The 23,986-nt window shown below is 64.8% G+C and carries 28 protein-coding genes; 10 read left to right on the forward strand and 18 right to left on the reverse strand.

Annotation, left to right across the window (positions count from 1 at the left end; all coding sequences use genetic code 11):
• Positions 1 to 8: 8 nt before the first annotated feature.
• Positions 9 to 443 carry a DUF4124 domain-containing protein gene (locus D3880_RS17885; protein WP_119894770.1) on the reverse strand — a complete coding sequence of 145 codons (435 nt, stop codon included), beginning with the start codon at positions 441 to 443 and terminating at the stop codon, positions 9 to 11.
• Positions 444 to 529: 86 nt separating this feature from the next.
• Positions 530 to 904 carry a tetratricopeptide repeat protein gene (locus tag D3880_RS17890; RefSeq protein WP_119894771.1) on the reverse strand — a complete coding sequence of 125 codons (375 nt, stop codon included), beginning with the start codon at positions 902 to 904 and terminating at the stop codon, positions 530 to 532.
• A 173-nt stretch (positions 905 to 1,077) separates the two neighbouring features.
• Here D3880_RS17890 and D3880_RS17895 point away from each other — a divergent pair, with 173 nt between their 5' ends.
• Both D3880_RS17895 and pyk read left to right on the forward strand, forming a co-directional pair.
• Positions 1,078 to 1,893, forward strand: a complete 816-nt coding sequence (locus tag D3880_RS17895; RefSeq protein ID WP_119894772.1) for a tetratricopeptide repeat protein — start codon at positions 1,078 to 1,080, stop codon at positions 1,891 to 1,893.
• A 241-nt stretch (positions 1,894 to 2,134) separates the two neighbouring features.
• A complete protein-coding gene (gene pyk, locus D3880_RS17900; RefSeq protein WP_119894773.1) occupies positions 2,135 to 3,586 on the forward strand; it encodes a pyruvate kinase in 1,452 nt (483 codons plus the stop codon).
• Between the two features lie 139 nt (positions 3,587 to 3,725).
• On the opposite strand, the gene D3880_RS17905 is transcribed toward pyk, so the two are convergent.
• From D3880_RS17905 to D3880_RS17915, 3 genes are read right to left on the reverse strand one after another with little or no spacing between them, the layout of a single operon-like run.
• A complete protein-coding gene (locus D3880_RS17905) occupies positions 3,726 to 4,499 on the reverse strand; it encodes an enoyl-CoA hydratase-related protein (protein WP_119894774.1) in 774 nt (257 codons plus the stop codon).
• A 19-nt stretch (positions 4,500 to 4,518) separates the two neighbouring features.
• Positions 4,519 to 5,460 carry an iron-sulfur-binding ferredoxin reductase gene (locus tag D3880_RS17910; RefSeq protein ID WP_119894775.1) on the reverse strand — a complete coding sequence of 314 codons (942 nt, stop codon included), beginning with the start codon at positions 5,458 to 5,460 and terminating at the stop codon, positions 4,519 to 4,521.
• Positions 5,453 to 6,580, reverse strand: a complete 1,128-nt coding sequence (locus D3880_RS17915) for a GGDEF domain-containing protein (RefSeq protein ID WP_119894776.1) — start codon at positions 6,578 to 6,580, stop codon at positions 5,453 to 5,455. The genes D3880_RS17910 and D3880_RS17915 overlap by 8 nt, the downstream gene beginning before the upstream one ends.
• A gap of 359 nt (positions 6,581 to 6,939) precedes the next feature.
• Here D3880_RS17915 and D3880_RS17920 point away from each other — a divergent pair, with 359 nt between their 5' ends.
• On the forward strand, positions 6,940 to 8,463 hold the full coding sequence (locus D3880_RS17920; RefSeq protein ID WP_119894777.1) for a fumarate hydratase: 1,524 nt from the start codon (positions 6,940 to 6,942) through the stop codon (positions 8,461 to 8,463).
• Between the two features lie 208 nt (positions 8,464 to 8,671).
• On the opposite strand, the gene D3880_RS17925 is transcribed toward D3880_RS17920, so the two are convergent.
• The 10 genes from D3880_RS17925 to D3880_RS17970 form a co-directional block, all read right to left on the reverse strand.
• On the reverse strand, positions 8,672 to 8,908 hold the full coding sequence (locus tag D3880_RS17925) for a DUF2789 domain-containing protein (protein WP_119894778.1): 237 nt from the start codon (positions 8,906 to 8,908) through the stop codon (positions 8,672 to 8,674).
• Positions 8,909 to 9,203: 295 nt separating this feature from the next.
• Positions 9,204 to 9,515 (reverse strand): ribbon-helix-helix domain-containing protein, encoded by a 312-nt coding sequence (locus D3880_RS17930; RefSeq protein WP_119894779.1) that lies wholly within the window; start codon positions 9,513 to 9,515, stop codon positions 9,204 to 9,206.
• Positions 9,516 to 9,563: 48 nt separating this feature from the next.
• On the reverse strand, positions 9,564 to 10,145 hold the full coding sequence (locus D3880_RS17935; RefSeq protein WP_119894780.1) for a DJ-1/PfpI family protein: 582 nt from the start codon (positions 10,143 to 10,145) through the stop codon (positions 9,564 to 9,566).
• Positions 10,146 to 10,292: 147 nt separating this feature from the next.
• The gene (locus tag D3880_RS17940) at positions 10,293 to 10,904 is read right to left on the reverse strand and encodes a DUF2846 domain-containing protein (RefSeq protein ID WP_119894781.1); all 612 of its coding nucleotides are present in this window, start codon (positions 10,902 to 10,904) and stop codon (positions 10,293 to 10,295) included.
• A gap of 227 nt (positions 10,905 to 11,131) precedes the next feature.
• Entirely contained in the window at positions 11,132 to 12,289 is a 1,158-nt protein-coding gene (locus tag D3880_RS17945; RefSeq protein WP_119894782.1) for a phospholipase D-like domain-containing protein, read from the reverse strand.
• Complete coding sequence (locus D3880_RS17950; RefSeq protein WP_119894783.1) at positions 12,286 to 12,861, reverse strand: YceI family protein; 576 nt, start codon at positions 12,859 to 12,861, stop codon at positions 12,286 to 12,288. The genes D3880_RS17945 and D3880_RS17950 overlap by 4 nt, the downstream gene beginning before the upstream one ends.
• 200 nt (positions 12,862 to 13,061) lie before the next feature.
• Entirely contained in the window at positions 13,062 to 14,033 is a 972-nt protein-coding gene (locus tag D3880_RS17955) for an IS110 family RNA-guided transposase (RefSeq protein WP_119892103.1), read from the reverse strand.
• Between the two features lie 408 nt (positions 14,034 to 14,441).
• Positions 14,442 to 14,795: an amidase gene (locus D3880_RS17960; RefSeq protein ID WP_119894784.1), complete on the reverse strand. Its 354-nt coding sequence runs from the start codon at positions 14,793 to 14,795 to the stop codon at positions 14,442 to 14,444.
• A complete protein-coding gene (locus D3880_RS17965; protein ID WP_119894785.1) occupies positions 14,792 to 15,910 on the reverse strand; it encodes a serine hydrolase domain-containing protein in 1,119 nt (372 codons plus the stop codon). Before D3880_RS17965 ends, D3880_RS17960 begins: the two co-directional genes overlap by 4 nt.
• A gap of 266 nt (positions 15,911 to 16,176) precedes the next feature.
• Positions 16,177 to 17,061: an acyl-CoA dehydrogenase family protein gene (locus D3880_RS17970; RefSeq protein WP_119894786.1), complete on the reverse strand. Its 885-nt coding sequence runs from the start codon at positions 17,059 to 17,061 to the stop codon at positions 16,177 to 16,179.
• 139 nt (positions 17,062 to 17,200) lie between these two features.
• On the opposite strand from D3880_RS17970, the gene olsB reads away from it, so the two are divergent.
• The 6 genes from olsB (at position 17,201) to D3880_RS18005 (ending at position 20,912) form a co-directional block, all read left to right on the forward strand.
• Positions 17,201 to 17,959 (forward strand): L-ornithine N(alpha)-acyltransferase, encoded by a 759-nt coding sequence (gene olsB, locus D3880_RS17975; RefSeq protein WP_119894787.1) that lies wholly within the window; start codon positions 17,201 to 17,203, stop codon positions 17,957 to 17,959.
• On the forward strand, positions 17,959 to 18,723 hold the full coding sequence (locus tag D3880_RS17980; RefSeq protein ID WP_119894788.1) for a lysophospholipid acyltransferase family protein: 765 nt from the start codon (positions 17,959 to 17,961) through the stop codon (positions 18,721 to 18,723). The genes olsB and D3880_RS17980 overlap by 1 nt, the downstream gene beginning before the upstream one ends.
• A gap of 222 nt (positions 18,724 to 18,945) precedes the next feature.
• Entirely contained in the window at positions 18,946 to 19,365 is a 420-nt protein-coding gene (locus D3880_RS17985; RefSeq protein WP_119894789.1) for an MAPEG family protein, read from the forward strand.
• Between the two features lie 107 nt (positions 19,366 to 19,472).
• A complete protein-coding gene (locus D3880_RS17990) occupies positions 19,473 to 19,787 on the forward strand; it encodes a hypothetical protein (protein WP_119894790.1) in 315 nt (104 codons plus the stop codon).
• A 306-nt stretch (positions 19,788 to 20,093) separates the two neighbouring features.
• Entirely contained in the window at positions 20,094 to 20,504 is a 411-nt protein-coding gene (locus tag D3880_RS18000; protein WP_119894792.1) for a VOC family protein, read from the forward strand.
• 141 nt (positions 20,505 to 20,645) lie between these two features.
• Positions 20,646 to 20,912, forward strand: coding sequence for a hypothetical protein (locus tag D3880_RS18005; protein ID WP_119894793.1), 267 nt, complete (start codon positions 20,646 to 20,648; stop codon positions 20,910 to 20,912).
• Positions 20,913 to 21,055: 143 nt separating this feature from the next.
• Here D3880_RS18005 and D3880_RS18010 read toward each other — a convergent pair whose 3' ends face one another.
• The 3 genes from D3880_RS18010 to D3880_RS18015 all read right to left on the reverse strand — a co-directional run bounded on the left by D3880_RS18010 (position 21,056) and on the right by D3880_RS18015 (position 23,472).
• Positions 21,056 to 21,541 (reverse strand): SgcJ/EcaC family oxidoreductase, encoded by a 486-nt coding sequence (locus D3880_RS18010; RefSeq protein WP_119894794.1) that lies wholly within the window; start codon positions 21,539 to 21,541, stop codon positions 21,056 to 21,058.
• A gap of 135 nt (positions 21,542 to 21,676) precedes the next feature.
• On the reverse strand, positions 21,677 to 22,363 hold the full coding sequence (locus D3880_RS22805; protein WP_162935018.1) for a hypothetical protein: 687 nt from the start codon (positions 22,361 to 22,363) through the stop codon (positions 21,677 to 21,679).
• A 524-nt stretch (positions 22,364 to 22,887) separates the two neighbouring features.
• A complete protein-coding gene (locus D3880_RS18015) occupies positions 22,888 to 23,472 on the reverse strand; it encodes an acyl carrier protein phosphodiesterase (protein WP_119894795.1) in 585 nt (194 codons plus the stop codon).
• Between the two features lie 151 nt (positions 23,473 to 23,623).
• Here D3880_RS18015 and D3880_RS18020 point away from each other — a divergent pair, with 151 nt between their 5' ends.
• Positions 23,624 to 23,926 carry an ArsR/SmtB family transcription factor gene (locus D3880_RS18020; protein WP_119894796.1) on the forward strand — a complete coding sequence of 101 codons (303 nt, stop codon included), beginning with the start codon at positions 23,624 to 23,626 and terminating at the stop codon, positions 23,924 to 23,926.
• Positions 23,927 to 23,986 lie beyond the last annotated feature (60 nt).

Raw genomic sequence — 23,986 nt, forward strand, 5'->3', positions numbered from 1 at the left:
ACCAGCCCCTATCCACAGCGCTGGACAACTCGCTCGCGCAATTGACGCTGAACGGCGCTGATCTCGGCGTCGCTGTAATACACCCGCTGGCCGGCGGCATCCTCGTGGTAATAACGCCCGCCCTGGGAAACCTGCTCCAGCTGGTCACGCAGCTTGCTGCACTCCTGCTCGCGCTTGGCCTGGCGCTCGCTGCTCTGGCTTGTCGCCTGCTCCTGTTCCTGCCGCCGTGCGTCATAGAAACGCTCGGTGCGCGCCTCGCGCTCGCGGGTGGCGGCATCGCGCTCGACCACCTGCGGTTTGACCTCGACCTGCTCGGCCCCCGCCTGCGGACGCTGGTCGAAATGCACCTGACCCTGGGCATCGGTCCAGCGATAGATCTCCGCCGACGCCAGACCCGGCAGCACGGTGACGGACAGCAGCACAGTGCACAACAATTGACGCATGATCATCCTCCCTGAAACCACCCCCTGAGCTTAGCGCCGCGCCAAGGCCGCTCAAGCCAGCCGCGACCGGCGGTTGGCCGGACCTGTCAGAGGGTTGCCGGCGATGTCCTGGCCGCTTCCGCACGGTCGATCCGGCCGAGCTGCCGCAAGGTATCCAGCCGCGCGCGGGCGCGATAGGCGTACTCGCTGCTGGGGTAGCGGGCAATGATGAATTGATAGGTCTGCGCCGCATCGACGAACAGGTTCTGCCGCTCCAGGCACTGGCCGCGCAGCAGCGAGACCTCCGGCTGGATATAGCCGCGCGAGCGACTCTTGCGCTCGACCTGGGACAGCTCGAGCATCACCCGCTCGCAATTGCCGCGGCCGTACTCGCGGTAGGCGTTGTTCAGGTGGTAATCCATCGACCAGCGGGCACACCCCACGGCGCTCAGGGCCAGGGTCAAGAGCAGCAAGATTCGCATGACAAGTCCTCCAATGCGCAGGTTATCGGCCAGCCGCGGTAAAACTGCAGCCCGCGCTCGCGGCGCCCCTGCAACACGAGCATATCCTCCGATTGGAACTGCACCGCCGTCCTTGGCTGCGGTGCGGCGGCCTGACTAGACTGGCCCGGCAGCCCATCCGCCCTGGAGATGTCATGCCGTTCACCCGCTCGCTGCTGTTGTCTGGCTGCCTGTTGACCGGCGCTCTCATGCTGAGCGCCTGTTCGCCGACCACCCCGCTGTTCGTCGCCCAGCTCACCACCCAGGAGGTGGCCGAGTACAAGACCCTGAAAAGCCAGCGCATGACCGCCGCCATCGAGGAAGAAGGCGACCTGCTGACCTACAGCGCCCAAGCCATCCGCGACGCCAAGAGCGCCCAGGCCGAACAGCTGTACCTGGACGGCTATCGCGACCGCAAACTGAGCGACGAGGTGCGCGCCATCGCCCTCTACCAGATCGGCCTGATCTACATGAGCCGCTACAACGATCAGCGCGACGACCCCAAGGCGCTCAACTATCTCAATCGGGTGCGCAACGAGTTTCCCCAGACCCAGGCCGCCGGCCGCAGCGCCGAACGCATCGTGCTGATCAGCCGGCGCGCCCAGGAGCCAGTGCAGCAGAGCGCCCGCGAGCGGCTGGCGCACTGGCAGCCGAGCCAGAACCTCGACCTGTACAAACCCAGCCTCGACCCGGACATGACCCTGCTGTCGCGCCGCGCGGTGCTGAAGAACCGTACCGCCGAGGCCGAGGAACTGTACCTGCTGGCGGTCAACGACAGCGGCGTGCCGGCGGACATCAAGACCAAGGCGCTGTACCAACTCGGGCTTATGTACCTGGTCGCGGACAACCCGCAGGCCAACCGCGACAAGGCCATCGGCTACCTGCGCCGCCTGCTGGCGCAGTACCCGGACAGCGAGCTGGCCGACAAGGCCGCCCGCCATCTCGACCAGGCGCTCAACCAGGGCGACTGAACACCAGATGGCGCAGGGTCGGCTTCAGCGCCGCAGGGGGATGTCGCTTTGTACATCCACCGCTGCGGTGGTGGAAAACGCTTCGCGGTTTTCCACCCTACGCCCGTAGGTTGGCGTTGAGCGCAGCGATACCCAACAAGCGGAGTTTCCGGTTGCCGAAGATGGGTAGTGCGCCGCGCGCATGACTACAGGAAAAGGGAGGTGTAGCCTCGGCTTCTGCTCTAAACCTGGAGTCCCGCGCATGACCTTCCGCCGCACCAAAATCGTCGCCACCCTCGGCCCCGCCAGCAACTCTCCCGAAGTCCTCGAACAACTGATCCTCGCCGGCCTCGACGTCGCCCGCCTGAACTTCTCCCACGGCACCCCGGACGAGCACAAGGCGCGTGCCCGCCTGGTGCGCGAGATCGCCGCCAAGCACGGGCGTTTCGTCGCCCTGCTCGGCGACCTGCAGGGCCCGAAGATCCGCATCGCCAAGTTCGCCAACAAGCGCATCGAACTGGCCGAGGGCGACCGTTTCCGCTTCTCCGTCAGCCACCCGCGCGACGCCGGCAACCAGGAGGTGGTAGGCATCGACTACCCGGATCTGGTCAAGGATTGCCGCGTCGGCGACGAACTGCTGCTCGACGACGGCCGCGTGGTGATGCGCGTCGAGTCCACCACTGCCGATGAACTGCACTGCGTGGTGCTGATCGGCGGCCCGCTGTCCGATCACAAGGGCATCAACCGCCGCGGCGGCGGCCTCACCGCGCCGGCGCTGACCGCCAAGGACAAGGCCGACATCAAGCTGGCCGCCGAGATGGAACTGGACTACCTGGCGGTGTCCTTCCCCCGTGACGCGGCGGACATGCAGCTGGCCCGCCGCCTGCGCGACGAGGCCGGTGGTAGCGCCTGGCTGGTGGCGAAGATCGAACGCGCCGAAGCGGTGGCCGACGACGAGACGCTGAACGGCCTGATCCGCGCCAGCGATGCGGTGATGGTGGCGCGCGGCGACCTCGGCGTGGAAATCGGCGACGCCGAGCTGGTCGGCATCCAGAAGAAGATCATTCTGCATGCGCGGCGCCACAACAAGGCGGTGATCACCGCCACGCAGATGATGGAGTCGATGATCCACAGCCCGATGCCGACCCGCGCGGAAGTCTCGGATGTGGCCAACGCCGTGCTCGATTATACCGACGCGGTGATGCTCTCGGCCGAGAGCGCCGCCGGCGAATACCCGGTGGAAGCGGTCACGGCCATGGCGCGCATCTGCCTCGGCGCGGAGAAACACCCGACCAGCCAGAAATCCAGCCACCGCCTCGGCCAGGCCTTCGAGCGCTGCGACCAGAGCGTGGCGCTGGCGACCATGTACACCGCCAACCACTTCCCCGGGGTGAAGGCGATCATCAGCCTCACCGAGAGCGGCTACAGCCCGCTGGTGATGTCGCGCATCCGTTCCTCGGTGCCGATCTTCGCCTTCTCCCCGCACCGCGCGACCCAGGCCCGCGCGGCGCTGTTCCGTGGCGTCTACACCGTGCCCTTCGACCCGGCCGCCTTGCCGCCGGAGAAGGTCAGCCAGGCGGCGGTGGACGAGCTGCTCAAGCGCGGCGTGGTCGAGCCCGGCGACTGGGTGATCCTGACCAAGGGCGACAGCTACCACACCATCGGCGGCACCAACACCATGAAGATCCTGCATGTCGGTGATCCGCTGGTGTGAGCCATCGGCAAGCCTCGTAGGGTGGAAAACCGCGAAGCGTTTTCCACCGCAAACCGGTGGATGTAGAAAGCGACATCCACCCTACGTCCCCGCCATGCAAAAGGCCGCTCGATGAGCGGCCTTTTTATGCACGAACAGATCAGGCGAACTTGGAAAAATCCGGCGCGCGGCGTTGCATGAAGGCGCTCATCGCCTCGATGGCTTCCGGCGAACGCAGACGCTGGTTGAACAACTCGCCCTCTGCGACTATCACCTGGCGCAGTTCTTCGCGGCCCGGGGCCTTCATCAGACGCTTGCTGTCTTCCACCGCCGAGGGCGCCAGGCCGAGGAAACGCCGAGCCATCTCACGGGCCTTGGCCAGGGTCGCCGCGCCATCCTCCAGCGCCGCGTTGGCGATGCCCCAGGCGGCAGCCTGTTCACCGCTGAACTCTTCGCCGAGCAGCAGCAACTGCGCCGCCTTGGCCTGGCCGAGCAGACGCGGCAGGATCAGGCTGGAGCCATATTCCGGGCACAGGCCGAGGTTGACGAACGGCATCTTCAAGCGCGCGTCACGGCTGACATAGACCAGGTCACAGTGCAGCAGCAGCGTGGTGCCGATGCCCACCGCCGGGCCGGCAACGGCGGCCACCACCGGATTCTTGAACTCGAACAGCGCACGCATGAAGCGGAATACCGGGCTATCCAGCCCGGTCGGCGGCGCCTGGAGGAAATCGCCCAGGTCATTGCCGCTGGTGAAGCACTGCGCGCTGCCTTCGATCAGCACCACCCGCACGCCGCGGTCGTCCTGGGCGGCTTCCAGCACTTCCGCCATGCGGCTGTACATGGCCCGGGTCAGGGCGTTTTTCTTGTCCAGACGGTCTAGGCGCAGGGTCAGGATGCCCTCGTCGCGTTCGACAACCACATGCTCGCTCATGATGCTCCTCGGCGCCGGCTTAATAGGCGCGGGTCAGAAAGACGTCAGCCAGCAGCTGATTGCGCGGCAGACCGGCCAAATAAAGCCGGCGCGCGAAGGCTTCGACGCTGCTGGGGGAGCCGCAGAGTAAAGCGAGGGTTTGCCTGGAAACAAGCCGTAGTTGCGCCAAAGCGGCCGGCAACTCGGCCGCAGTGAGCAGTTCCAACTCGAGGTTCGGGTGCGCCGCCGCCAGCGCCGCGAGCGGAGCGGCGAGATAGTGCTCGTCGGCATCCGCCGCCACATGCAGCACGCGGATGGGGCCCCGATGCTCCTGGCGCAAGGCCTCGCGCAGGATGCCCCAGAGCGGCGCCAGGCCGGTGCCGGCGGCCAGCAGCCAGAGCGGGCGCTGCTGCCAGTCCGGATCGTAATGCAGGGCGCCGCCGCGCAGTTCGCCGAGCCGCAGCGGATCGCCAGCCTGCAGCTGCCGGGCGGCATCGCTGAAGGCGCCGGGATGCCGGCAATCGAGATGGAACTCCAGCCAGGGGTCCTCGCCGGGCAGGCTGGCCAGCGAATAGGGACGCGCCACGCGCTCGGCGCTCCACAGCACCAGATGCTGGCCGGCGCGGTAGCGCAGCGGACGCTCGGGCGTCAGGCGCAGACGCAACACGCTCGGGCTCAGCCAGTCGCAGCCGGCGACCCACGCCGGCAGGCCATCGCGCAGGGGGTCGAAGACCTCGACGCTCAAGTCCTCGACCACCCGGCACTGACAGGCCAGCCGCCAACCTTCGGCGCGGCGCTCGGCGGCCAAGGCCTCGGGCTTGGCATCCTGCGGTTCGCCCTGCTGGCAGCGCACCAGACAGGCATGACAGCTGCCGGCCCGGCAGCTGTAGGGCACCGCCACGCCAGCGCTGTTGAGGGCATCCAGCAGATTGCTACCCGCGGCTACGCTCCAGCTGCGGTCGCCGGCGTGGAGCTCAGGCACCACTGCTCTCCCAGGCCGCATCGCAGCGATTACGGCCGCTGCGCTTGGCGCGGTAGAGCGCCTGGTCGGCACGGTGCAGCGCCTCGTCGAGGTCGGCGCCGCTGGCCAACAGGGTCATGCCCACCGACAGACTGATCTGATCCACCACCACGCCGACCGGTTCGGCATGGGCATAAGCCTCGCGCAGGCGCTCGCAGCAGGCGCTGAACTGGTCGGCGTTGGTATCCGGAAGGAGCAGGACGAACTCCTCACCACCGTAACGGGCGAGGATGTCGCTGTCGCGCAGACAGGTGCGCGCCACCGCGGCGAAGGTCTGCAGCACACGATCGCCGGCGGCATGGCCATACACGTCATTGATGCGCTTGAAGTGGTCGAGGTCGATCAGCGCCAGGCCGTACTGGCGACCGGGCTGGAGACTCTCCAGCGCGCGCTCGGCGAGGCGGAGGAAATGCCGGCGGTTGAACAGCCCGGTCAGCTCGTCGGTGGCGACCAGGTCCTCGAGCTGGAGCATCATGCCACGCAGGGTGTCCTGGTGCGCCTGCAGGGCGAAGCGGCGCTGGCGCATGCGCTGGCGCAGGCCCTGCACGTAACCGGCGAACAGGCTCAACCAGACCAGCACGAGAAACAGCACGCTGACCTGCAGCAGGGCCAGAGCCGGGCGCACTAACGGCGTGTGGGAGGCCTCCCACAGATTGACGCCGACGAAGCCGAAGAAGGCGAACGCCGCGCAGCGCACGAATACCCGCGGCTGCAACTGGAAGATCCCGAACAGCAGGATCACCACGTACATCACCAGCAAGGTCCCGCGCCCGTTGCCAAGCTGCGACAGCACATAGGTATTCCACCCCAGCCCCACCAGCACTTGCGCCGCGGTCAGACTGGGATCGGTGAAGCGCCGGTTATAGCCGCTGACGAACAGGCCACAAAACACCAGCTGGCTGACCACCGCCAGGCCGCTGGCAAGCAGCGCAGCGGACAGACTGCCGCGGTACAGTTCACCGAACACGCAGATCCAGAACAGCAGCAACGCCAGGCCATAGGTCGCCACCGCCATGCCGAAGCGCTTCAGCAGCAGAGGTTGCAACTCTTGGCTTTTGACCTGTGGATTGCCTTTGTTCATGGGCTCCGTCCCGTAGTGGCAAGTGGCTGCCACTGTAGCGCTGTGATCACAAATTGCCTAGCTCGGCGAATGGCCGATCAGCGACCAAGGTCGACCGTCGGCGACTGTGCCCGTCGGCACCGGCGCGTTATACTGCCGCGCCTTTTTCCCTGAGAGCCCGTCTCGGATCTGCTGCGCGTCGGCCATACGGCGTTAAAAATGGCTTCGGAATGCTCATTTACAGCTCGTAAACTCCGCTTCCTCAGCCATTTTTGCCTGTTCTGGCTCTAGCTCGCGAGATCCGAGACAGGCTCTGAAAGCGCGCCGGGTCGTGGTCCGGCGTTTCCTGATGTTCCCGAATTCATAGAGGAGCGCGCCCCGTGACCGTGATCAAGCAAGATGATCTGATTCAGAGCGTCGCCGACGCCCTGCAGTTCATATCCTATTACCATCCGCTCGACTTCATTCAGGCCATGCATGAGGCGTACCTGCGCGAAGAGTCGCCGGCCGCGCGCGACTCGATGGCGCAGATCCTGATCAACTCGCGCATGTGCGCCACCGGCCATCGGCCGATCTGCCAGGACACCGGCATCGTCACCGTATTCGTGCGCGTCGGCATGGACGTGCGCTGGGATGGCGCGACCATGAGCGTCGACGACATGATCAACGAAGGCGTGCGCCGCGCCTACAACCTGCCGGAAAACGTCCTGCGCGCCTCCATCCTGGCCGAGCCGGCCGGTGCACGCCGCAACACCAAGGACAACACCCCGGCGGTGATCCATTACTCCGTGGTCCCTGGCGACAAGCTCGAAGTCGACGTCGCGGCCAAGGGCGGCGGCTCCGAGAACAAATCGAAGATGGCCATGCTTAACCCGTCCGACTCGATCGTCGACTGGGTGCTCAAGACCGTGCCGGAAATGGGTGCCGGCTGGTGCCCGCCGGGCATGCTCGGCATCGGCATCGGCGGCACCGCCGAGAAGGCCGCGGTGATGGCCAAGGAAGTGCTGATGGAGTCCATCGACATCCATGAGCTGAAAGCCCGCGGCCCGCAGAACAAGATCGAAGAAATGCGCCTGGAGCTGTTCGACAAGGTCAACCAGCTGGGCATCGGCGCCCAGGGCCTGGGCGGCCTGACCACAGTGCTCGACGTCAAGATCATGGACTACCCGACCCACGCCGCCTCGCTGCCGGTGTGCATGATCCCCAACTGCGCCGCCACCCGCCACGCCCACTTCGTGCTCGACGGTTCCGGCCCGGCCGAACTGGAAGCGCCGCCCCTGGACGCCTACCCGGAAATCGTCTGGGAAGCCGGCCCGAGCGCGCGCCGCGTCGACCTCGACACCATTACCCCGGAAGACGTGCAGAGCTGGAAGCCGGGCGAGACCGTGCTGCTCAACGGCAAGATGCTCACCGGCCGCGACGCCGCGCACAAGCGCATGGTCGACATGCTGAACAAGGGCGAACAGCTGCCGGTGGACCTCAAGGGCCGCTTCATCTACTACGTCGGCCCGGTCGATCCGGTCGGTGACGAAGTGGTGGGCCCGGCCGGTCCGACCACCGCCACGCGGATGGACAAGTTCACCCGGCAGATCCTCGAAACCACTGGCCTGCTGGGCATGATCGGCAAGTCCGAGCGTGGCCCGATCGCCATCGACGCGATCAAGGACAACAAGGCCGTGTACCTGATGGCCGTCGGCGGCGCCGCCTACCTGGTCGCCCAGGCGATCAAGAAGTCCAAGGTGCTGGCCTTCGCCGAACTGGGCATGGAAGCCATCTACGAGTTCGAGGTGAAGGACATGCCGGTCACCGTAGCGGTCGACACCAAGGGCGAATCGGTGCACATCACCGGCCCGGCGATCTGGAACAAGAAGATCACCGAAAGCCTGGCGGTGGAAGTGAAGTAAGCGCGCCGCGCGTACGACACAAAGCCCGGCCTAGCGCCGGGCTTTTTTATGGGCGTCTGAATCGTAGGATGGGTTGAGCGCAGCGATACCCATCGCAGCCAAGCCAGGGGAAACACCGCCGATGGGTTACGCGGCGCGCCGACTCAGTGGTGATTGGGTCATCTAGCGGCCAGCGCCGCTAACCCATCCTACGAAGCTTACCCGCCGCTCAGCTCGCCCCCAGGCGCACCGCCAGTTCGTCCACCTCTTCCGCCCAGTCCGAGTCATCCTGCAGGGACTCACGCAGAAAGCTGGCCTGGGCCGGGGTCCAGAACTCGCCGTGGATGATGGACTGGCCGGGTTTGAGGCGATGGCTGTCGATGAAGGCGTCGATGCTGGCGGGGTCGGAAGCCAGGCCGAGCTGCTCGAACAGATTGGCCAGGCTGTGGGGGATCGAAGTGTCCATGGAGTGTCTCCCGTTGTGGGTTGAAAGGACTCTCCAAAGCCTAGACCAGGCTCAGAGCCTGTTTACGATCTGCTGCGCATCGGCCATCCAGCGTTAAAAATGCCCTCGGAAGCCGCTTGCGGCTAACGCGCTTCAGCGCGGCCCGAAGGGCGAGTGCGACGAGTCATGCTCATTTACAGCCCGTAAACTCCGCTCCCTCGGCCATTTGACTCGCTACGCTCGCCCTGCGGCTGTTACTCCGCTGCGCTACGTTGCGCCTTGTCTGGCTCTAGCTCGCGAGATCGTAAACAGGCTCTCAGGCGCCGCCCGTCCGCAAGGGCAAACGGCTGACTTCGGCCGGCCGTTCGCGGCGCTGGGCGAGGAAGCGCGTGCAGCTGACGCGCAGGAAGGAGGCGAAGTTCACCACTTCGCCGCGGTAGTCCATCACCTCTTCATAGAGCTTGGTGATCAGCTGGTTGGTGCTCATGCCGTCGACCTCGGCGATCTCGCGGAGGATGTCCCAGAACTGGTTCTCCAAACGCAGGGTGGTCACCACTCCGCGGATGCGCAGCGAGCGCGAGCGTGATTCGTAGAGGATCGGATCGGCTTTGACGTACAGCTCGCACATGGTGCTCTCCAATGGCCGGGGCGCCGCGCTGCGCCCCGGCGCCAGGCGTTACAGGCGGATCTGGGTCCCCAGCAGGGTGAGGAAAGCGGCCAACCAGGCCGGATGTGCCGGCCAGGCCGGAGCGCTGACCAGATTACCCTGAATGTGCGCCTGGCTGACCTCGAGCTCGACGTACTCACCGCCGGCCAGACGCACTTCCGGTCCGCAGGCCGGATAGGCGCTGCACTCGCGGCCCTTGAGCACGCCGGCGGCGGCCAGTAGCTGAGCGCCATGGCAGACCGCGGCGATCGGTTTATTGGCCCGGTCGAAGGCCTGCACCAGCGCCAGCACCTGCGGGTTCAGACGCAGGTACTCCGGCGAGCGGCCGCCCGGCACCAGCAGGGCATCGTAATCATCGGCCTTGACCTGGGCGAAGTCGAAGTTGAGGGCGAAGTTGTGCCCCGGCTTCTCGCTGTAGGTCTGATCGCCTTCGAAATCGTGGATCGCCGTACGCACGCTTTGCCCGGCGCGCTTGTCCGGACACACGGCATGCACGGTATGGCCGACCATCTGCAGGGCCTGGAACGGCACCATGACTTCGTAGTCTTCGACGTAGTCGCCGACCAGCATGAGAATTTTTTTCGCGGCCATCGGAAATCTCCTGGCTAGGGGTGGGTAACAGCCGGATTATTCGGCCCCCGCGCCCAGGCCGGGTAATAACTGGGTACTACCGCGGCGCGGATACTCCAACAGAGCCTAGATCAGCTGGTCTGCTGCGCCGCCCAGGCGGTCGGATTCTCAGATGCCGACCTTGTCCAGCGCCTGCCCCACGCCCCGCCAGAAGCCGCGCTGCGGGCGTTCCTGCTCGCCGCTGGCGTTGATCCGCGCGAACGGTTGCACTTCGCGGGTGCTGGCGATTTCGCGCTGGCCCAGCGTGGCCGAAACCAACTGCAGCGGGCCGTCGCTGGCGTTGACCGCCGCGGCGCTCTGCGGCGGCGGGTTGAGTTCGTCGTAGCGTAGGTAGTAGATGCCGCCGGCTTCGGCCTCCAGGGTGAAGCTGGCGATCTGGGTGAAATCCAGCGGGCCGTCGGCCAGCAGGGTCCAATAGCTGCCCAGCAGCGGCCGGCGCATTTCCAGCTGGTAGCGGGCGCTGTCGAATTCCAGCACCAGATAGCCGTTGCTCGGCAGGCTGCCGATCAGCTCATGGTTGAGAAACAGCGCCGGCGCTTCCAGCTCCTGGTCGGCCCACTGGCTCTGCGGGCGGTAGAGATAGACCAGCGCGTGGTTGCCGTCGCCCAAGGTGTGCGGCGTGAAGACCGGGCCGTCGACCGCACCGAAGAAGGCGCCCGGCGTCGAACAACCGGCGAGGACGACGAGCAGGAGCGCAGCGAGCGAGCGGTAACGACGCATGGACAGGTCCTTTCCTATGCTTATCCGCCGAGCTTAGCCAGCCATGCCCTGGCCGGCCCCCGACAAAAGTGCGGTTCCGGTTCCAGGTTGTCTGAAAAACGTAGCGCGCGAAGGTTGCACAAGGCGGGAACAGACGAGGCCGCGGAGTTTACGAGTGGTACATGAGCAGGCCGAGTCTGTTACCAACGCGGTATAACCGAGCTCAGTAGTTTCTCAGGCAGCCTGGCTCAGCGGCGGCGACCCAGCAGGTTGACCACTACCCGGTCGAGCCAGCCCCACAGGCGCTGCTTGAGGCGCTTGAGCAACGGCCGCGAACGCCAGTCCTCGAGGGTGATCTCGCGGCTGCCGGCAATATTCGCCTGCAGAAATTCGGCCACGGCGGCGGTGAAATCGGTGTCGAGCGCTTCCAGATTGGCTTCCAGGTTGAAGCGCAGGTTCCAGTGATCGAAGTTGCACGAGCCGACACTGACCCAGTCGTCCACCAGCACCATCTTCAGGTGCAGGAAGCGCGGCCCGTACTCGTGGATGTGCACCCCGGCGCGCAGCAGCCGCGGGTAATAGCGCTGGCCGGCGTAGCGCACCGGCGGATGGTCGGTGCTGCGGCTGGTCAGCAACAGGCGCACGTCGACGCCGCGCCGCGCCGCATGCAGCAACGCCCGCCGCACCTTCCAGCTGGGCAGGAAATACGGGGTCGCCAGCCACACCCGGCGCTCGGCCCTACGCACGCTACGCACCAGGGACTGGACGATGTCCCGGTGCTGGCGGGAGTCGGCATAGGCCAGCCGGCCCATGCCCTGCCCCAGCGGCGGCGGCGGCGGCAAGCGAGTCAGGCCCGGGGCTTCCTCGGGCTTCCACGGGCGCTTGCTGACATTGGCCAGCCACTGGTAATCGAACAGCAGTTGCCAGTGCGCCACCAGCGGCCCCTCGATGCTGACCATCACCTCGTGCCAGCGGCTCGGCACCTCATCCGGCTGCCAGAACTCGTCGGTGGCGCCGGTGCCGCCGACGAAGGCGATGCGCCGGTCGACCACCAGCAGCTTGCGGTGATCGCGGTACAGGTTGAGCAGGCCGCGCCGCCACTGCAGCGGGTTGTACAGGCGCAGCGGAATGCCGGCCCCGTTCAGGCGCTGGCGCAGCGCACTGCCGAGGTTGAGACAGCCGAAGCCGTCGAGCAGGCAGCGCACCTCCACGCCGCGCGCCGCAGCCTCGACCAGCGCGGCGACCAGCGCCTCGCTGCAGCGGCCGTCCTCGACCAGGTACAGCTCCAGCACCACCTCGCGCTCGGCGGCGGCGATGGCCGCGAGCATGGCGGGGAAAAAGCGGTGCCCGTCGATCAGCAGGGCGAACCGGTTGCCGGGGCGCCAGGGGAAGATGGGGCCCATCAGCGGCCGGTGAAGATCAGCACGGCGCTCACCGGCACCGAGAAACCGATGGAGTCGAGCCCGACGGACTGACGCAGCGCCTCGACCCCGCCGCCCAGGCCGAAATCGTCGATATGCAGCACCAGTGGCGCCAGGCTGACCACCTGGAAGCGCCGCTCGTCCAGGCGCGTGGCCAGCAGCTCGGCGTTGTATTGATGTTCGCGGCCGTGCAGCTTGAGCGTCAGCGGCAGGCGCAGCTCCAGTTGCGCGCCGGGGGCGAGGTCGGTGATCGGGCCGAGATCGAGCCGGGCGCTGACCTGCGCGTCGGCGAACTTGGCGGTCTCGAACAGCAGCTGGCGCAGACGTTCGTCGCGCAGCGGGATGCCGGTACTCACCGAATCCAGCTCGATGCGCAGGGCCACCTGGCCGTTGTCGACGATCTTGCCATGCAGGGTGAGGAAGCGATGCACCTCGGAGAAGTTGCCGGACTGGGTGGAGATGAAGGAGATCCGCGAGGACTCGCTGTCCAGATACCAGGCGGCCTGGGCCGACAGCGCCAGGCAGGTGGCAAGCAGAAACGTCAGCAGTTTGGACATGGGCACTCTTGAGTCTACGCCTTCAGGCGCAACGATAGCCGCCCCGCGGCACCTTGCAACCCTGCCGCGCCGGAGCACTGGTTCGCGAACCGCCCACGCTGCCCCTGCGCTTCTCTGCTGCGCGTCAGCCATACGGCGCTACAAATGGTTATGCATCTGTTAAGTGTCGAGCGCCACTTTTGTAGATACCGTCTTGTCACTCAGTGGGCAAGGGCCAGGCGAGCATCAAAGGGTTGGCCCGACTTGAGTACGCCATAGGCGATGTGCAGCAGTTTGCGCATCGCCGCGCAGACGATCTGCTTGCCGGCCTTGCCGCGGGCTCGCAGGCGCTGTGCCAGGGCTTTGATGGCCGGATTGTGGCTCAGCGAGACGACCGCCGGCATGTACAGGCCGGTGCGCAGACGAGCCGAGCCCACGCGGGAGATGCGCACGCGGCCCTTGTGCTGGCCCGACTCCTGCAGCTTCGGGTTCAGCCCGGCGAACGCGGTAATTGCCCGGGCATTCTTGAACTGCAGCGGATCGCCCAGCTCCGCCAGGAGCAAGGCGGCCGTCTGCTCGCCGATGCCATCGATGCTGACCAGCAGATCGCGCTTACTGCACAGGTCCGGGTCGTCGTCGAGGTGGTCCCGAATCGCCTTCAGGGTCTCGGCAATCTGCTGCTCGACATGCTCCAGCACCGAACGGATCGAATCCTGCACGCTGGCATCGGCGACATCCAGGCGATTGCGCTCCATCTGCTCGATCTCCTTGAGGTCCTGCAGACGCCGCACCAACGCGCGCAGGCGGCGTATCGCCGGTGGCTCGGGCTGCCAGGCGCGTAACTCATCCACGTGCCGCTGGCCGTAGCTGGCCATCAGCTTGGCGTCGACCTGGTCCGTCTTGACCCGCTGCAGCTGGCTCCGGGCGTAGCTGGCAAGCTGCGCGGGATTCATCACACAGACCCGGTAGCCCAGGCCGTGCAGGTGCTCGGCCAGCGCCTCGTGATAGGTGCCGGTGGCCTCCATCACGAGCCAGGCACCCGGCTCGGCGTACTGCTGCAGCCACTCCTGGAGTACCTGGAAACCGGCGGCGCTGTTGGCCAACTTGGCCTTAGTGCGGTACTTACCGTTGGTTTGCAGGGTGGCGATGTCGAAACTGTGCTTGGCGATGTCGATGCCGACGATGCTGGACATGAAGACTCCTCAGCTAATCCATTCAGGATGATCATCACTGCACCCGGCCCTACCTTGTGAATGCGAGCTCTCACCTGTCGTGGGCCCTAGATACCGTTCGGACTGTTCGAGTGAGTGTGGAGGGCTGGAGCACTATCTACAAAGCTGGCTCGAGGCCTTAGGGTGGGTACGACTTCCAGGCCCTCCCCCGATGATCAGTCGGGGACTATCCCCCTCACGGGACGATAGTCGAGATACAAGGGTGGGTTAGCTGCACAGCGGCGTAACCCACCGACGGTGCCAGCATGGGCACCGGGGTCCAGCAGGGTTGGTGGGTTACGCCTACGGCTAACCCACCCTACGCATCATCGCGCCCCGGCACCACTTACCGGCCGGCACGCCCCAACTCGCAAGATCCGAGACAGGCGCTCAGGACTCCGGCAGCGCCGCCGCTTGCGGCAGCAGCCGGCAGCCCTCGTGCGGGCCGATCCAGGCCGCGCTCTGGGTGCTGCCCAGGCCGCGGGCGGTCACCCGCTTGTTCGCCGCGTCGTCGAAGAACGCGCTGGTGGGCAGGTACTGTTTGACGTAGCCGACGCAGTAGTCGGCCGGGTTAGCCATCACATAGCGGCAGGAGCAGTACTCCTTGGCCGAGTAGGCGCCGATGATGGCGGGAAAGGCGGCCAGGTCGGCGCGATACTGCCAGGCCAGGCCGGCCAAAGCGGCGAGCAGCAACAGCAGCGCGGCGCTGAACGGCCGGCGCTGGATGAAGGGACGGTAGCTCATCGGGTTGCCTCCACGGCGAACGCCGCCTGTACGCGCTTGAGAAGTTCGTTGTGCGAGTAGCTGTGGTCGCGGTCATCGCCGTAGCGCACCACCACCAAGTGCTCACTGGGGATCACATAGAGCCCCTGGCCCCAGTGGCCGAGCGCGGCGAAGGCATCCTCGGGCACATCCGCCCACGGCTTGGCCGCGCCATTGATCGGCACGTTCAGCCACCACATGCCGCCGGGCACCGCCTCGCCGGGTTTCTGCGGGTCGGCCTGGTAGTTGGCGAACGGCGTGCGGTTGAAGGCGACCCAGGCCGCTGGCAGCACCTGGCGCTGGTCCCAGCGCCCGTCGCGCTGCATTAGCAGGCCGACGCGCGCCAGATCGCGCGCAGTCATGTAGGCGTAGGACGAGGCGACGAAGGTGCCCTGGGCGTCGCTTTCCCATACCACGCTGGTGATCCCCAGCGGCTCGAACAGCGCGGTCCAGGGGTAATCCTTGTAGGCCTGCTCGCCGACCATGCCGCGCAAGGCGGCGGACAGCAGGTTGGTGTCGCCGCTGGAGTAGCGGAAGCGCGTGCCCGGCGCCACTTCCTGGGCGAGGCTCGCGGCGTAGGCGGCCATGTCATCGCGGCCGCGGGTGTAGAGCATGGCCACCACGGTGGAGGTCAGCGGCGCATATTCGTAGCCCTCCTGCCACGCCAGGCCCGAAGCCCAGTTGAGCAGGTGGCCGAGCTTCAGCTGCGGATGACTGGCCAGCGGCGGGTAGTACTTGGCGGCGGCATCGTCGAGCTTGAACAAGCCGGCGCCGTACGCGGTGCCGAGGGTCGCGGACAGCAGGCTCTTGCTGATCGACCAGGTCAGGTGCGGGGTTTGCGCCTTGGTCGGTCCGGCATAGCGCTCGTAGATGATCTCGCCGTCGCGGATCACCAGCAGCGCGTCGGTGCGGATGCCCTGGCGAGTGGTGTCGTCGCGGGTCGGGAAGGCATAGGTTTCCAGGGCATCGACGGCGGCGCTGCGCGGTGCCGGAGCACTGGCCCAGTCGGCAGCGGGCCAGGTTTCTGCGGATGCAAGGGGGATGGCGGCGCACAGCGCGAGCGACAGGCTCAGGCGGCGCAAGGCGGGAACGGGCATCGAAAGGCCTCTTGTTGGCGACGAAGCGCGCACCCTAGCACGCCGCCGATCACCGCCAGAAGGGCCGAACGTGCCGCGTGAAGCGGCAAATGGCGCGAGACATCCGCAGTGGCGTCACCGCCATAGGAGGGCTTGCGCAGCGACACCCGGCGCAGATCGTAGGGTGGAGGTCGCTTTTCACATCCACCGGCTGTTGGTGGAAAACGCTTCGCGGTTTTCCACCCTACGACTAACCCAGCCTAAGCAAGCCCTCGTCCATCGATGGGCTATGCGAACGCCGCCAACGCCTTCTCCAGGCGCTTGGCGCGCGGACCGCTGGCCACATCGAGCAGGCGCTGGTCGCGCTGCCAGACCGCCGCCAGCTCTGCCGGGCCAGCGGCGAAGGCCGCGTCGATCTGCGCCCGCAAGGCCGCCTGCTGGGCGAACAGACCGCCGAGCAGCACATGGGTGGCGGCCGAGCCGGCCGGCTGCCGGGCCACCTCGGCGCAACCGGCGAGCAGGCCGAGCAAGCTCAGGCACAGCGCCTGCGGCCAGCCGTGCGCGCTGGCGATGCCGTACTGCCAGGCGCTGACCGCGGCCATCACATGCAGATCCTCGAGGCTGCGGAACGGCTTGGTGTAATCGTCCCAGCCGTCGCCGGCCAGGCGCTCGCAGTGGGCGCCGTCCAGATGCAGGCGGCCGTGGCTGATGTCCGGCATCAACGGCAGGGCCGGCAGGGTTTCGATGCGCACCCCCGGCGCGCCGCGATAGACCACGCACAAGGCCACCCGCGGCGCGCTGCCGGGCGCCTCGTCGCGGGCGGCGACCAGCAGCCAGTCGGCGGCGTCGGCGGCGGTGACGAAGTCCTTGCGCCCATTCAGGGTCAGGCCGTCCAGGCGGCAGCGCAGATCCGCCGGGCGCACGCTCTTGTTCTCGGTCACGCACAGCGCGCCGAGGGTCGCCGGCGCCGACGGCCACAGCGCGCGCAGGGCCGCCTGGTAACCGGCGAGAAACGCCAGCCCCGGCGAAGCCTCCAGCTGCCCGCCGAGCAGCGCCAGCTCGAACGGGCTGGGCGCTTCGCCGAGGCGATCCAGCAGCGCGGCGTACCACTCCTCCAGCGCCGGGCTGGCGGGCAGGCGGTCACGGGTTTCCAGCAGGCGCTGCCAGGGCATGGGCGTTCTCCATCAGTTGGGGCTGTCATCGAGGTATCACCAAAGCGTCACTGAGGTGACACCGGGGCTACCTAACTTGAGCTTGCACAACAAAGTCGACTGGCCGCAACCCATAAAGGCTGGCTTACGGAGGCTCAAGATGACCCGGATTGCCCGTTCTACCGACAGCAATGCCCCGCAACGCCGCCTGCAGGCCGAACGCCTGAGCGGGCCGCAGGCCCTGCGCGAGGCCCAGGCCCTGCGCTTCCAGGTGTTCAGCGCCGAGTTCGGCGCCAAGCTCAAGGGCGCCGAACTGGGCCTCGACATGGACGACTACGACGGCCACTGCGCGCATATCGGCGTGCGCGACCTCGGCAGCGGTCGGCTGGTCGCCACCACCCGCCTGCTCGACCATCGCGCCGCCGCCAGCCTCGGTCGCTACTACAGCGAGGAGGAGTTCAGCCTGCACGGCCTGGCCGGGCTGCAGGGCCCGCTGCTGGAAATTGGCCGCACCTGCGTCGACCCGGCCTATCGCAACGGCGGCACCATCGCCGTGCTGTGGAGCGAGCTGGCCGAAGTGCTCAACGAGGGCGGCTACCGCTACCTGATGGGCTGCGCCAGCATTCCCATGCAGGACGGCGGCGTGCAGGCCGAGGCGATCATGCAGCGCCTGCGCGAACGCTACCTGTGCACCGAGCACCTGCGCGCCGAACCCAGGCTGCCGCTGCCGACCCTGGAGCTGCCGGGCAACGTCATCGCCGAGCTGCCGCCGCTGCTCAAGGCCTACATGCGCCTGGGCGCCAAGGTCTGCGGCGAGCCCTGCTGGGATCCGGACTTCCAGGTCGCCGACGTGTTCATCCTGCTCAAGCGCGACGAGCTGTGTCCGCGCTACGCCCGCCACTTCAAGGCCGCGGTGTGATGCGCCTGTACCTGCGCCTGGCGCGCCTGCTCGCCGTGCTCGGCCTCGGCCTGTTGATGGCCGCTGCCATGGCGGTGCTGCAGCGCGCCAGCCGAGGCGAGCCGGCGGCGCTGCGCCAGCGCCTGAGCCGCTGGTATCTGCTGCGCCTGAGCGGCGCCCTGCCGTTTCGCGTCGAAGTCCAGGGCCAGCTGCCCACCGCACCGATGCTGTGGGTCAGCAACCATGTGTCGTGGACCGACATCCCACTGCTCGGCATGCTCGCGCCGCTGGCCTTCCTGTCCAAGGCCGAGGTGCGCGACTGGCCGCTGGCCGGCTGGCTGGCGCAGCAGGCCGGCACCCTGTTCATCCGCCGCGGCGCCGGCGACAGCGTCCGGCTCAATCGCCAGCTGGCCACGCAGTTGCGGCAAGGCCGTAACCTGTTGATCTTCCCCGAAGGCACCAGCACCGACGGCCGCGTCCTGCGCACCTTCCACGGCCGCCTGCTGAGCAGCGCGATCGAAGCCGGGGTGCCGGTGCAGCCGGTGGCGATCCGCTACCTGCGCGATGGGGCATTGGATAGCGAGATCGCCCCCTTTATTGGCGACGCCGACCTGCTCAACCACCTGCTGCGCCTGTTCGCCGCCGACACCGGCAGCGTGCAGATCCAGCTGCTGGCGCCGCTGGCCAGCCAGGGCGTGGCCCGCAACGAACTGGCCCGCCGCGCCCAGGCGGCCATCGCAGCGGCGTTGTATGGCGAGCCCGAAGAGCAGCGCGACGCCGCTTAGATTCGTAGGGTGGTTAAACAGCGCGATACCCATCTCTTTGTGCGGTGCGCTCGAAGCACGATGGGCATCGCTGCGCTCAACCCATCCTACGAGCTTTCTGTGCCGTGCACGGCCAATGGCGCAGTGCTCACCGCGGGCCAGCCTCCAGCGTCGTGCCGCGCGGGTGCGGCTGCCCGAGGGGCTCGCCCTACAGCTGCGAGTTTCAACGCTAGAGGAAGCGCCATGACCAGTGCCACGGCTATCGCGTTGATCGGCTTTATTGCGTGGGCATTGTTTCTGCTCGTTCTCATGGAGCTTCTGCGCGGCCGGCTGGTAGTCCTGAAGCGAATCCCCGCCAACGAGTTCAGGCCGGACAATTCCAATCTTTCACCCTTCATGCAGCGACTGGCACGGGCGCATGCCAATTGCGTGGAAGGTTTGCCCATATTTGGTGGCCTGCTTCTCGTGGCGCTGGTCACGGGGCAGAGCGCACTCACCGACCCACTGGCCTATCCGCTGCTTGCTGCCCGCCTGCTGCAGTCGGCCGTGCATCTGGCGTCGCAGAGCATCCTGGCCGTCAACCTGCGCTTCGCGTTCTTTGCCATCCAGCTGGCCATCGCCGCGTATTGGGCCATTCGGCTGCTGTCAGGACCGGTCGCCTGAGGTCTCGGCGGAGGGGGATGATGTGGAGCAGCTGCTCCTCGGCTGACGCCAGGCATCCTGAAAGTTGGGGATATGATCATCCCTTTCCAATCTGAAGGACGCTCAGAATGGAACCGATAGTCGCTTCAGTGGTGTACGTGATAGCTCAATCAGTCAGCCGCTGGTTTACTGATTTTGGCACCCTCCTATCTGCCATCACCGCCCTTGCATCGGTCATCGCCGCTTGCATAGCCGTGCGGTTCAGTCAGCAGCAGATGAAGATGCACAAGCAACACAACAGGCGGATGGCTACCCCGCACCTTTCAGGGTGGGCCCACACCGACCCAAGCCGTAAGACCTTTTTCTTTACGCTCGAAAACAACGGGCGTGGGCCCGCGATTGCGCGAGAGATTAAGCTCTGGGTAGACGGTGAGCTTCAATAGGGCGAGGGGCCTGATGTCCTTGAGGCCGCCGCAAAAAAACACCCCGGAGAGATAGCTTCCAACCAAAGCGCCGAGATGTTCATCGTGGGGGAGTTCATTCCTGAAGGGAGGAAATTCAATACCTTCACGCTAGTACTTAAGGACCACGAGCCAGGCGCGATCATGGCCGAGCTTAAAGCCAGAACGAGGCTGCTGATTCGATACGACAGCATTCTCGGCGACTCGTATGTTTACGACTCGGATTCGTGGCGGGATCGGCGGCCATGATCGATGTGCCAGTCATTGTGCGCTGCATAGGAGTCCCCGATGACCATCGAACTCGACCACGCCATAGTTCCCGCCCGCGACAGCAAGGCGGCGGCGGAGCTGCTGGCCACCATTCTCGGCGTGCCCTGGGCGGAGTCTGGCATGGGGCCGTTCTGCCCGGTCTACGTGAACCCCGGGCTGACCCTCGACTTCGACCAAGTCGAGGGTGCCTTTCCCATCCAGCACTACTGCTTTCGCGTCAGCGAGGCCGAGTTCGACGGCATACTCGCCCGGCTCAGGGTCAGGGGCATCGCCTACCGCAGCACCCCGCACGGCCCGGTCGACAGCCAGGTCAACACCCAGCACGGTGGTCGCATCCTCTACTGGAGCGAGCCTGATGGGCACGTCTGGGAAGTCCTGACGATCAGCTATGCCAGGCAGCCGCAGAATGCGCCGCCAGGTGACGGCTAATTATTCCTGCAACAAGCGGAATGCCGCTGGGCCATTTGACTGAACCGGCAGTGAAACGCGAGGGTCCACAGGTTGAGGCTCTTACTTTCCGGAGCCGGTTCAATGTGAAACCCACCGGCACTCCTGCCAGGAGGTGTCACCATGAAACGCACCGCACTGCTAATTGCCACGGCCTTACTGGCCAGCCCGGTCTTCGCCGCCGACCTTTGCGATAGCAATATCCAGAAGATCGACGATGCGGTGAAAACCAACGTGACCACCAGCGACACCACCCCGCGTCAGGATCAAGTGATGCGGCTACAAGAGAAGGCCATACAGGCGAAAGCCGCCGGCGATATCCAAACCTGCATCGCCACCAGCGGCGAGGCGCTGAAGCTGCTGATGAAATCAGGCGACTTGGGCGGCTAGATATGAGGTCTGCCTGAACCGCATCGGCGCCCTTAAGCAATAGGGGTGAGCAATAGGGGGGGCAGCGCACGATTAATAGCTCGCTTGAAATAACCGTGGTCTGTCCCCCACCCAATACCCTAAGTGTTATGCCCGTTGGTGCCTCAGTTCTTCTCTGGCATTGCGGAAGAGTGGTGACTAGTAATCAACCACTGCTTTCCGTCCCACTTATAGGTGTATGTGTAGCGAGCTTTGACTTGAGCACCCGTAGCGCCAAAGGTGAACGTATAGAGTCCGGCGTCAACCGCAGTGTTACAACCAATCTCTATTGTTCTTGAGTCGATCACGCCTACGGGCTTGTTTTCCAGAAAGTGATGGAAGTAGTCCTCCTTCTCGGACGCGGTCAGTCGCGGTTTGTTCGACACGGTCGGAAGAAGGACGGAGCGCTCGGCATAGTTGGCGACAACTTTATGGGGGTCACCGGTTTGCAGCGAGCGATTCCATCGGTCAAACAAGGCCGAAATTTCTTGCGCATTGGTTGCCTTGCAAACTTCCGTGCGTGCTGTACCGGACTCGGTCCCCGATGGGGCTGAGGCACAGCCTGCAAGAACGACGGCAAGGGCAGCTGACAGAACAGATAGGTTTCTCATTGGCGGGCGATCCTCAAGGTGCTGCCGAAAAACGGTAAGGGCATAAACCCAGTGAGTCCTAGGGGGCAAGACGGGGCAGGCCACGATTAATCAGATAGCTCGCTTGAAATAACCGTGGTCTGTCCTCCATTACCATCAAGGGAGTTTAGATATTTGCCCGACACTACTTTTCCCCACAAAACCATCAGTTGAAATTGGGAGGGCGAGGCTAGTTACCCCGTCAGATATGGATCCTGATGCCTGCGCAGCACAAGAAACGTCAGTAAAATTAGAGTTAATAATAACGGGCGCTCCCCCAGAGCCTCCCCCGGATATTGAATGATTAGTTCCATGAGTGCGCTGATGGGGAGAAACGCACGACCAGGCCAGATTTATTTGAAAATTGTAATCGGCGTTAGTCGTAAAATCATGAAAAAAGGCATTGGTATTTAACAATGCCGACTTAGGTCCGACTGATAAATCCCTGGCTGGTATTGGCTGAACAGCGTTGATGTTTTTCAAAACCACAGAGCTGCACGTATCAAATTGGGTAAAAACCAGAAAAAGCAATGTAGACAATTCAGTTTCCCCAGGGTGATTTCGCGCCACACCATTCACGACTTGAATCACGACGGCCGTGGATACACAAGGATCAGAAGGCACATCTAAAAAGCGGGCTACCACATTTTCACCTTTAAATCGGAAAACATCGGCCGCTGCTGCAGTAGCAGACAAAACCAGAATCAAGGAGAGTGCTGAGCAAAGAGTATTCAAGAGTCTCCTTATAATACGTTTTTTAGGTGTTTTAATGATTCTGCCGAATGATACTTTTCTCTTATCCATCGCTCACCCCGCCGGGAAAGAAATTCTGATTAATGCCTCGCGCTCGTTTCTTGAGAAGTCTGGCATATAGTCAGGCACACGGATACATCTCCTCGAGAAGGAGATGTAGTATCACCAAATAAATAAGAACTTGAAGGTGAATTTTAGACTGAGGGGAATTTATTGGAACTTTTTAATAGACTTTTTTATACTAATAATTAGTGCAAAAAATTAGCCGAGACGCCAATCCAAAGTTGCAGAGAAAACTTGAGTAATAGGGAACAGACCACGATTAATCAGAAAGTAGGGTGGAAAACCGCGCAGCGTTTCCCACCGTCGAAGCGGTGGATGTGCAAAGCGACATCCCCTACCAATTGACCGACTCCCGCCGCTTAAGGCTTGATCCCGCGCAGCATCAGTTTGGCCGGCTCCTGCAGCCGTAGGTTGGGTTGAGTGCAGCGATACCGATGGGTATCGCGTTACTCAACCCATCCTACAAAAGCTGTGCTCAATATTTACCGGGCACGCAGCTACTTTCAGCGCCGTTAGGCCGGACGCTCCCGCTCCTGCCGGGCGAAAGCCTGCAACTCGGGGTAGAACAGCAGGAAGTCGTCGCTGAGCGGCTGATACAGGCGGTCCAGCTCATCCATCACGCCATCCAGGGCCTGCGGCCGCGACAGCCGACGGCCGATGTTGGCGACGATCCGCTCGATCACGGCGAAATCCTGATAGCTGCCCAGCCAGTCCTGGGCGGCCATGCGCGGGGCGAGCAGCGCCAGGCGCTCGGGCAGCGTCGGTTCGCCGTCCAGCACCCGGTAGACGCGAGTGGTGAAGACCAGCAGCGGTTCGTCGGCGAACTGCTGCCAATGCCGCGCCAGGCAGTGGTCGAAAAACACATCGAGGACGATGCCGGCCACCCGCCGGCGCTCCGCCGGGAAGCGCGCCTTGGCCTGGGCCACCAGCGGATGCTGGTCGGTGAAGGCGTCGATGCGCCGATGCAGGCGGATGGCCGCCTCGATATCCGCCGGATAGTGCCCGGCCAAGCTGCCTTTGACGAAATCGCCATACAGGCTGCCGAGCAGTTGCGCCGGCTGCGAGCCGCCGAGATGCAGGTGCGCGAGATAGTTCATGCTGTCAGCTTAACCGCTCTGCAAGCGGTGCAGGAGCCGCGTTATCACCCCAGTCGATAGTCACTATCGGCGCAAACGATCTTATATCGTCAGCTACCGATATATAGTTCGCTCCAAGACGATATACAGCTGAGCGTTTGCCAGACCGACCATGACCATCGATCTCGACGAAATCATCAAAGCCCTCGCCCATCCGGTGCGCCGCGACATGCTGCACTGGCTGAAAGACCCGGAGCAGTACTTCGTCGAACAGGATCACCCGTTCGAGATCGGCGTCTGCGCCGGCAAGTTCGACCAGCGCACCGGGCTCTCGCAGTCCACCGTCTCGGCGCATCTGGCGACCCTGCAGCGCGCCGGCCTGGTGACCAGCAAGAAGATCGGGCAATGGCACTTCTTCAAACGCAATGACGCGGTAATCGCCGAATTTCTTCGCCAGATGAGCGAAGAGCTGTAACCCAACCCGGCCGCTGTAGTTTCGACGGTCTGGTCATTCGCAGCCACCTGCCATAGCCAA

Source organism: Pseudomonas cavernae (genome assembly GCF_003595175.1).
In the GTDB taxonomy this organism is placed as follows: Bacteria; Pseudomonadota; Gammaproteobacteria; order Pseudomonadales; family Pseudomonadaceae; genus Aquipseudomonas; species Aquipseudomonas cavernae.

Coding starts and splice junctions, on each gene's coding strand:
- D3880_RS17885 (WP_119894770.1), bottom strand. CDS start 443: ATGCGTCAATTGTTGTGCACTGTGCTGCTGTCCGTCACCGTGCTGCCG.
- D3880_RS17890 (WP_119894771.1), bottom strand. CDS start 904: ATGCGAATCTTGCTGCTCTTGACCCTGGCCCTGAGCGCCGTGGGGTGT.
- D3880_RS17895 (WP_119894772.1), top strand. CDS start 1,078: ATGCCGTTCACCCGCTCGCTGCTGTTGTCTGGCTGCCTGTTGACCGGC.
- pyk (WP_119894773.1), top strand. CDS start 2,135: ATGACCTTCCGCCGCACCAAAATCGTCGCCACCCTCGGCCCCGCCAGC.
- D3880_RS17905 (WP_119894774.1), bottom strand. CDS start 4,499: ATGAGCGAGCATGTGGTTGTCGAACGCGACGAGGGCATCCTGACCCTG.
- D3880_RS17915 (WP_119894776.1), bottom strand. CDS start 6,580: ATGAACAAAGGCAATCCACAGGTCAAAAGCCAAGAGTTGCAACCTCTG.
- D3880_RS17925 (WP_119894778.1), bottom strand. CDS start 8,908: ATGGACACTTCGATCCCCCACAGCCTGGCCAATCTGTTCGAGCAGCTC.
- D3880_RS17930 (WP_119894779.1), bottom strand. CDS start 9,515: ATGTGCGAGCTGTACGTCAAAGCCGATCCGATCCTCTACGAATCACGC.
- D3880_RS17935 (WP_119894780.1), bottom strand. CDS start 10,145: ATGGCCGCGAAAAAAATTCTCATGCTGGTCGGCGACTACGTCGAAGAC.
- D3880_RS17940 (WP_119894781.1), bottom strand. CDS start 10,904: ATGCGTCGTTACCGCTCGCTCGCTGCGCTCCTGCTCGTCGTCCTCGCC.
- D3880_RS17950 (WP_119894783.1), bottom strand. CDS start 12,861: ATGTCCAAACTGCTGACGTTTCTGCTTGCCACCTGCCTGGCGCTGTCG.
- D3880_RS17955 (WP_119892103.1), bottom strand. CDS start 14,033: ATGTCCAGCATCGTCGGCATCGACATCGCCAAGCACAGTTTCGACATC.
- D3880_RS17960 (WP_119894784.1), bottom strand. CDS start 14,795: ATGAGCTACCGTCCCTTCATCCAGCGCCGGCCGTTCAGCGCCGCGCTG.
- D3880_RS17965 (WP_119894785.1), bottom strand. CDS start 15,910: ATGCCCGTTCCCGCCTTGCGCCGCCTGAGCCTGTCGCTCGCGCTGTGC.
- D3880_RS17970 (WP_119894786.1), bottom strand. CDS start 17,061: ATGCCCTGGCAGCGCCTGCTGGAAACCCGTGACCGCCTGCCCGCCAGC.
- olsB (WP_119894787.1), top strand. CDS start 17,201: ATGACCCGGATTGCCCGTTCTACCGACAGCAATGCCCCGCAACGCCGC.
- D3880_RS17980 (WP_119894788.1), top strand. CDS start 17,959: ATGCGCCTGTACCTGCGCCTGGCGCGCCTGCTCGCCGTGCTCGGCCTC.
- D3880_RS17985 (WP_119894789.1), top strand. CDS start 18,946: ATGACCAGTGCCACGGCTATCGCGTTGATCGGCTTTATTGCGTGGGCA.
- D3880_RS17990 (WP_119894790.1), top strand. CDS start 19,473: ATGGAACCGATAGTCGCTTCAGTGGTGTACGTGATAGCTCAATCAGTC.
- D3880_RS18000 (WP_119894792.1), top strand. CDS start 20,094: ATGACCATCGAACTCGACCACGCCATAGTTCCCGCCCGCGACAGCAAG.
- D3880_RS18005 (WP_119894793.1), top strand. CDS start 20,646: ATGAAACGCACCGCACTGCTAATTGCCACGGCCTTACTGGCCAGCCCG.
- D3880_RS18010 (WP_119894794.1), bottom strand. CDS start 21,541: ATGAGAAACCTATCTGTTCTGTCAGCTGCCCTTGCCGTCGTTCTTGCA.
- D3880_RS22805 (WP_162935018.1), bottom strand. CDS start 22,363: ATGGATAAGAGAAAAGTATCATTCGGCAGAATCATTAAAACACCTAAA.
- D3880_RS18015 (WP_119894795.1), bottom strand. CDS start 23,472: ATGAACTATCTCGCGCACCTGCATCTCGGCGGCTCGCAGCCGGCGCAA.
- D3880_RS18020 (WP_119894796.1), top strand. CDS start 23,624: ATGACCATCGATCTCGACGAAATCATCAAAGCCCTCGCCCATCCGGTG.